The organism is Oceanicaulis sp. UBA2681 (genome assembly GCF_002354675.1).
Classification (GTDB): domain Bacteria; phylum Pseudomonadota; class Alphaproteobacteria; order Caulobacterales; family Maricaulaceae; genus Oceanicaulis; species Oceanicaulis alexandrii.
The window spans coordinates 23,255-29,871 of sequence record NZ_DEMB01000006.1; the positions used below are offsets into that span (position 1 = coordinate 23,255).

6 protein-coding genes are annotated in these 6,617 nt (G+C 63.7%); 5 read left to right on the plus strand and 1 reads right to left on the minus strand.

Features of this window, described 5'->3' with window-relative positions; genetic code table 11:
- Positions 1 to 64: 64 nt before the first annotated feature.
- Positions 65 to 1,882 (minus strand): aspartate--tRNA ligase, encoded by a 1,818-nt coding sequence (gene aspS, locus B3M53_RS04290; RefSeq protein ID WP_273019899.1) that lies wholly within the window; start codon positions 1,880 to 1,882, stop codon positions 65 to 67.
- A 150-nt stretch (positions 1,883 to 2,032) separates the two neighbouring features.
- Between aspS and B3M53_RS04295 the strand changes: the two genes are divergently transcribed.
- The 5 genes from B3M53_RS04295 to rnd form a co-directional block, all read left to right on the plus strand.
- Positions 2,033 to 2,752, plus strand: a complete 720-nt coding sequence (locus B3M53_RS04295; RefSeq protein WP_273019897.1) for a lysophospholipid acyltransferase family protein — start codon at positions 2,033 to 2,035, stop codon at positions 2,750 to 2,752.
- A 292-nt stretch (positions 2,753 to 3,044) separates the two neighbouring features.
- On the plus strand, positions 3,045 to 3,659 hold the full coding sequence (locus tag B3M53_RS04300) for a TetR/AcrR family transcriptional regulator (protein ID WP_273019896.1): 615 nt from the start codon (positions 3,045 to 3,047) through the stop codon (positions 3,657 to 3,659).
- Positions 3,660 to 3,696: 37 nt separating this feature from the next.
- Positions 3,697 to 4,410 carry a lysophospholipid acyltransferase family protein gene (locus B3M53_RS04305; protein WP_273019894.1) on the plus strand — a complete coding sequence of 238 codons (714 nt, stop codon included), beginning with the start codon at positions 3,697 to 3,699 and terminating at the stop codon, positions 4,408 to 4,410.
- Positions 4,407 to 5,714 (plus strand): MFS transporter, encoded by a 1,308-nt coding sequence (locus B3M53_RS04310; RefSeq protein WP_273019892.1) that lies wholly within the window; start codon positions 4,407 to 4,409, stop codon positions 5,712 to 5,714. The genes B3M53_RS04305 and B3M53_RS04310 overlap by 4 nt, the downstream gene beginning before the upstream one ends.
- A gap of 46 nt (positions 5,715 to 5,760) precedes the next feature.
- On the plus strand, positions 5,761 to 6,617 hold an 857-nt coding region (rnd, locus tag B3M53_RS04315), incomplete at its 3' end, for a ribonuclease D (RefSeq protein ID WP_286799674.1).

Here is a 6,617-nt window from a genome sequence, read left to right on the forward strand (position 1 = left end):
CTCAAATACAAAAACGGCGGGTCAGTGACCCGCCGTTTTCATTTCTGCAGCAGGGGGTGACCCCTTAGCTGTCTTTCTTGGCCTCGGGCGTCACGGTGCGCAGGTGCAGTTCGCGCAGCTGGCGCATCTCCGCAGGGGCCGGCGCATTCATCATCAGATCGCGCGCCTGCTGGTCTTTCGGGAACATCACGACTTCGCGCAAATTGTCCTGATCGGCCAGGATCATCACGATCCGGTCCACGCCCGGCGCAATGCCGCCGTGCGGCGGGGCGCCGTAACGGAAGGCGTTCAGCATGCCGCCGAAGGCCTCTTCCACGACATCCTCGCCATAGCCAGCGAATTCAAACGCTTTCAGCATCACGTCCGGACGGTGGTTCCGGATGGCGCCTGAAGACAGCTCGATGCCGTTACAGATGATGTCGTACTGCCAGGCCTTCATCCCCAGAAGCGTGTCATGGTCGTTCTTGTCGAGCGCCATGAACTCATCGGGATCCATTTGCGGCATGGAAAACGGGTTGTGGGAGAAGTCGACCTTCTTGTTGTCTTCATCCCATTCATACATCGGGAAATCGACAACCCAGCAGAAGCGGAAGACGTTCTCTTCAAACAGGTTCAGTTCCTGGCCGACCACATTGCGGGCCTTGCCGGCGAAGCTGGCGAACGCGGACGGCTCGCCCGCGGCGAAGAACACGGCGTCGCCCGCTTCAAGACCGAGCTGGGTGCGCAAGGCCTCGGTGCGCTCCGGACCGATATTCTTGGCGATGGGGCCGGCGCCGGCCAGCGCGCCCTCTTCTTCACGCCAGAAGATATAGCCCAACCCCGGCTGGCCTTCCTTCTGCGCCCAGGAATTCATCCGGTCACAGAACGCGCGGCTGCCGCCCTTCGGCGCCGGGATGGCCCAAACCTCGACCTTGGGGTTCTTCTCGATCATGCCCGCAAAGACCTTGAAGCCGGACCCGGCGAAATGCTCGGTGACGGCTTCCATCTCGATCGGGTTGCGCAGATCAGGCTTGTCAGAGCCATATTTGCGCATGGCTTCAGCATAGGGAATGCGCGGGAAAGCCTCGTCAGGGACTTTGCGGTCGTCGGCGAATTCACGGAACAGACCGGCCAGAACCGGCTCCATTACGCCAAAGACCTCGTCCTGGGTGACGAAGCTCATTTCCATGTCGAGCTGATAGAACTCGCCCGGCGCGCGGTCGGCGCGGGCGTCTTCGTCCCGGAAGCAGGGTGCGATCTGGAAGTAGCGATCAAAGCCGGACACCATGATCAGCTGTTTGAACTGCTGCGGCGCCTGGGGCAGCGCATAGAACTGGCCCGGATGCAGGCGCGACGGCACCAGGAAGTCGCGCGCGCCTTCCGGTGATGACGCGGTCAGGATCGGGGTCTGGTATTCGGTGAAGCCCTCATCGACCATGCGGCGACGCAGAGAGTCGATAATCTTCGAACGCAGCACGATGCGCTTGTGCAGGCTTTCCCGGCGCAGATCGATATAGCGGTGCTTCAGGCGCACTTCCTCAGACCAGTCCGGCTCGCCGAACACGGGCAGCGGCAGCTCTTCAGCGGCGGACTGAACCACAAGGTCTTCCACCAGCAGCTCGATCTCGCCGGTGGGCAGGTTGGGGTTGATCGTGTCCTCAGAGCGCGCCACGACCTTGCCGGTCACGGTGACGACGCTTTCCGCGCGCATCCGCTCCAGGGTCGCGAAATTGGGATTATCAGGCTCCAGCACGCATTGGGTCAGACCGTAATGGTCGCGCAAATCCACAAACAGCAGACCGCCATGGTCGCGCTTGCGGTGGATCCAGCCGGACAGTCGCGCAGTTTCGCCCATCTGGGCTTTGCGCAGCTCTCCGCAAGTATGGGTGCGATAAGCGTGCATGGAAAATCGTCCGTTTCAATTGGGCGGTCGAGAAGCGGTTGGAAAAGGAACGTTTGCACCTGCTCTGTCAAGACATGCAACAGAGTAAAGAGCGTCGCGCTGCACACGAAGCGCTTGTGAGACCGGGCGAACACATCAATTTTGACGCTCATGCGCGCCACGCTTTTTCATACCGGGTTCTGGACGCTGGCGGGATCGCTGGCCCTTGCCTGCGCGCCGCTGCTGTTCTGGCCCGGCCGACAGGCGGCGGTCTGGGCGATCGGCGCCTTCTCAAGACTGTTCCGGGGCTGGCTGCATGTATGCGGCGTGAAGCTCGAATATCGCGGGCTTGAGCATATCCCCGCCGACCAGCCCGTCATCTTCGCCGCCAAGCATCAATCTTATGGCGACGGGCTATGCCATATCGCCCGCGACCCCGGCCTCGCCTATGTGATCGGCGATCACATGCTGCGCTTTCCGCTGGTCGGGCTGTATCTGCAGCGCGCGGGCGCCGTGGTGGTGGACAATGATGCGGGCCGACGCGCCAATGGCGCGCTTGATGACGGCGCCGCGCAGCTGGCGCGCGATCAGCGCTCGGCCCTGATCTTTCCAGAAGGCGGTCTGACGCCGGTGGGCGGCGGGCGACGCTTTCGAAAAGGCGTGCACCGTCTGGCGCAGGCGCTGAATCGCCCCGTCATCCCCGTCGCCACCAATCTTGGGTGTTTCTGGCCTGAGCAGGACAAAGTGCTGCATCCAGGCACAGCCGTGATCGAATTTCTGCCCGCCATGGCGCTCGAGGCTGATAGCCGCGCCTTCATGAGTGCTCTGCAACAGAGGGTTCAGGACCACACGCGCACGCTTGAAGCTGAAGCGCTGGCCAAGCGCCCGTAAGGCGAGAACCGGCCATACGCCGCCTCAACTTTCGTGCATGGATGCGAGACCCCCAAGCATCCGCGCCCGCAAGCGCACCTCCTTTGCACCGCCCCATCTCCCTCCCCTTCCCGGAAGTCATACAAGCGCTGGACCAAAAATGAGTGAACGCTCACTCAGTGTTGACTCGCCCGCCAGGCTCCGCCATGATGCAAATGTGAGTGATCGCTCACTCATTGGCTTAATCGCTCTAGAGCAAGTACTGGTCTCACCCATCAGCGCCACAAGTTCAGGGCGCATCAAGGAGGTTCACATGGCGGACGACGCGCTCCCCGGAGCCCCCGATCCCCGCGGGGTGACCGCTGTGGACGGCACCGCCAAGGCGCGGATCGAACGCGCGGCCCTGGTGCTGTTCGCGCAACATGGCGTGGACGCGGTGTCCACCCGTGAGATCGCCAGTGCGGCTCAGGTGGCCGAAGGGTCGATCTACCGCCATTTCAAAAGCAAGGAAGTGCTGGCCGAAGCCCTGTTCGAAGCGATCCACTCGCGCCTGTTTGATCTGGTCGAGACCGCGCTGAGCGAAGCGGTCAACTTTGAAGACGCCGTCACGCGTGTGGTGGGTGTCTATTGCCAGGCCGCTGATGAAGACCCGGCGCTGTTTGAATACCATCTCATCCACATGTTCCGCTTTGGCCGCACAGACCGCGCGGGCCGCCCCGACCCGGTGACCCTGATCGCCCAGGCCATCGCCCGCGCCATGGACAATGGGGATTGCCCGCCCGGCGACCCCGAGCTGAAGGCCGCCATGGCGCTGGGTCTTGTCTTGCAACCCGCCGCCCACCGCATGGCCGGGCGCCTGACAGGCCTGATGACAGACAATGCGCCAGCCCTGGCGCACGCCGCCCTGGCCGCTCTGAAAACGGATTGAGCCCTTCTCTTCACCGACGTCTCAAGGAGGATGCGCCATGGTTCGCTCCGCCGCCTATTTCGTCGCCTACTGGCTGATCACCGCCGTGTTCGCCCTCGCCTGCTCACTGCTCGCGCTGCTGCCGGGCCGCAAGCCGCTTGCCTATGGCATCCAGCTTTATGGCTCCGCCCAGCGCGTCGCGCTCTTTTGTATCGCCGGGATCAGCATTGAGGTGCGCGGCAAGGATCGGTTGCCGCGAGAGCCCAGCGTCATCGCCGCCAAGCATCAAAGCTGGGGCGATGGCTTCGTGATGATTTCCGAACTGGCCCAGCTGTCCTTCGTGGCGGGCGATCATCTGTACAAATTCCCTTTGGTCGGCCGCATCCTCAACAAGCTCGGGGCCATCGTCCTGTCCAATGGCGGCGGAGACGACGCCCGCGCCCGGATGAACGACAGCCTGGACATGCTTCGGCATGAGCGCCGTGACGTGCTGATCTATCCCGAAGGCCATCTGGCCGCGCCGGGCGAAAAACACGCCTATCGCAAAGGGGTCTGGCACCTCTACGCTGCGCTGAACCGTCCGTGCACGCCCGTCGCCACCAATCTGGGGTTGGCGTGGAACCAGCAATCGTTTCGCAAGATGCCGGGCCGCGCCGTGGTGGAGTTTCTCGACCCGATCGAGCCCGGCCTTGAGAAAGATGAGTTCATGGCGCGCCTTGAGGCCGTGATTGAAGCGCGCACCGACGCGCTGGTGAAGGAGGGGCTGACATGAGCCTGAAAATCGTCTCGAGCCTGATGACCCAGCGCCGCTTCCTGCCGCTCTGGCTGGCGCAAACCCTGGGCGCCTTTAACGACAATCTGTTCCGCTATGCGCTGGTGGCGCTCGCCACCTATCAGGGCTGGACGGTGTTCGGTCTCGACAACGCCGTCATGGTGCCGCTGGCCGCCACGGCCTTCACCGTGCCGATCTTCGCCTTCTCCGCCATCGCCGGACAGGTGGCCGACCGCTACGACCGCACCAAGATCATGCGCATCGCCAAATTCGCCGAGATCATCCTGATGGTCCTGGCGGCGATCGGCTTCCTGTTCCAGCTGCCGCTGGCGCTGCTCCTGACCCTCTTCCTGATGGGCGTGCAGTCGACCTTCTTCCTGCCGGCGCGCAATTCCGCCCTGCCCTCCCTGATGGAGCCGCACGAGCTGGTCCCCGCCAATGCAGCGCTGTCCGGCGCCATCAATGTGGCGATCCTGTCGGGCGCCATTGGCGGCACCTTGCTGATCGCGCCGGACTGGGGCGTGCCGCTGATCAGCGCGCTTCTGGTGGTCATGGCGGTGCTGGGCTGGATCGCCATGCGCCAGCAAACCCCGGCGCCGGGCGGCAATCCCGATCTGAAAGTCCGCTGGGGGCTGCTGGGCGTCCTGTGGGAGACCCCGCGCATGCTCGGTCACGCCCTGCGCGCGCCTGACGTGCTGCGGCCTCTCCTGGGCGTCGCCTGGTTCTGGATGCTGGCGGCGGCGGTGATCACCGTGCTGCCGCTGTTCACCCGCGATGTTCTCGGCGCCGATGAAGGCGTAGTGGCGGTCTTCCAGCTGATCTTCACCATCGGCGCCGCGCTCGGGGCCGTGATCTGCGGCGCGCTGTCAAAATCGGGCGATGCGCTGCGCTTCTCCCTGATCGGCGCGATCCTCTTGACCGTCTTCCCCCTCGACATCGCGCTGTACACGATGAACCGGGCGCCGGGGCTTGAGCTGATCAACGCCGCAGACTTTCTGTCCGACCGCGAGAACTGGCGCATCCTCTTTGATCTGACCCTCTCGGCGGTGGGCGGCGGTCTGTTCCTGGTGCCGTTGCAGGCCATGGCTCAGCGCCGCGCCAAGGCGGAGATGCGCGGGCGACTGCTGGCGGCGTCGGGCGTGCTCAACGGGCTGGGCGGCACGCTGGGGCCTTTGGTGCTTCTGATCATCGGCGCGGTCAGCGCGCCGCTGCAGACCGCCTTCGTCTTCGTCGCCCTGGGATCACTGGGAGCGGTCGCCTTCATCATCTGGCGCATGCTGTCGCGACGAAAAAGCCCTCAGTGAGCTGAGGGCTCGCCAAACCGCTCTCTTCGGTATATTCGAGCGGGCCATGGAATGGATCGCCGATACTGAGTCCCTGGCCCAAGCGTGTGCGAAGCTGCGTGAAGCCGAGTTTGTCGCCGTAGACACCGAGTTTATGCGCGAGAGCACGTTCTGGCCGCAGCTGTGCCTGATACAGGCGGCGGGCGACGACACCGAAGTGCTGATCGACCCGCTGGCCGAAGGTCTCGACCTTCAGCCCTTCTATGACCTGCTGACCGATCAGAGCGTCATGAAGGTGTTTCACGCCTGCCGGCAGGATCTGGAAATCTTCTTTCACGAGGGCGGCGGGCTGATCCCCAAACCGCTGTTTGACAGCCAGATCGCCGCCATGGCCGTGGGCCTGGGCGATTCCGTGTCGTACGACAATCTGGTGCGTGCGCTGGTGAAGGTGAATCTCGACAAGGGCTCGCGTTTCACCGACTGGTCGCGCCGCCCGCTGTCTGACAAGCAAAAGGAATATGCGCTCGCCGATGTGACCCATCTGCGCGACCTGTTCCCGATCCTGCGTGAGAAACTCGCCAAGGTGGGCCGCGAAGCCTGGCTGGCCGAGGAGATGAAAACCCTTACCGATCCCGCCACCTATCAGATGCATCCTGAAGACGCCTGGAAGCGTCTGAAACTGCGCAAGACCACCGCGAAATGGCTGGCGGGTCTGAAGGCCGCCGCCGAATGGCGCGAGACCGAAGCGCAGACCCGCGACATTCCCCGCTCGCGCATCATCAAGGATGACGGCCTGTACGAGCTGGCCCACGCCAGCCCGACCTCGCTCGATGACCTGAAGAATCTGCGCGCCGTGCCCAAGGGCTTTGAACGCTCCAAGCCCGCCGAGCGCCTGATCGCGATCATGCAAGAAGCGCTGGCCGA

Excerpts from the sequence above, each read along its gene's own strand:
- B3M53_RS04295 (WP_273019897.1), top strand. The coding sequence starts at position 2,033 with ATGCGCGCCACGCTTTTTCATACCGGGTTCTGGACGCTGGCGGGATCG.
- B3M53_RS04305 (WP_273019894.1), top strand. The coding sequence starts at position 3,697 with ATGGTTCGCTCCGCCGCCTATTTCGTCGCCTACTGGCTGATCACCGCC.
- B3M53_RS04310 (WP_273019892.1), top strand. The coding sequence starts at position 4,407 with ATGAGCCTGAAAATCGTCTCGAGCCTGATGACCCAGCGCCGCTTCCTG.
- aspS (WP_273019899.1), bottom strand. The coding sequence starts at position 1,882 with ATGCACGCTTATCGCACCCATACTTGCGGAGAGCTGCGCAAAGCCCAG.
- B3M53_RS04300 (WP_273019896.1), top strand. The coding sequence starts at position 3,045 with ATGGCGGACGACGCGCTCCCCGGAGCCCCCGATCCCCGCGGGGTGACC.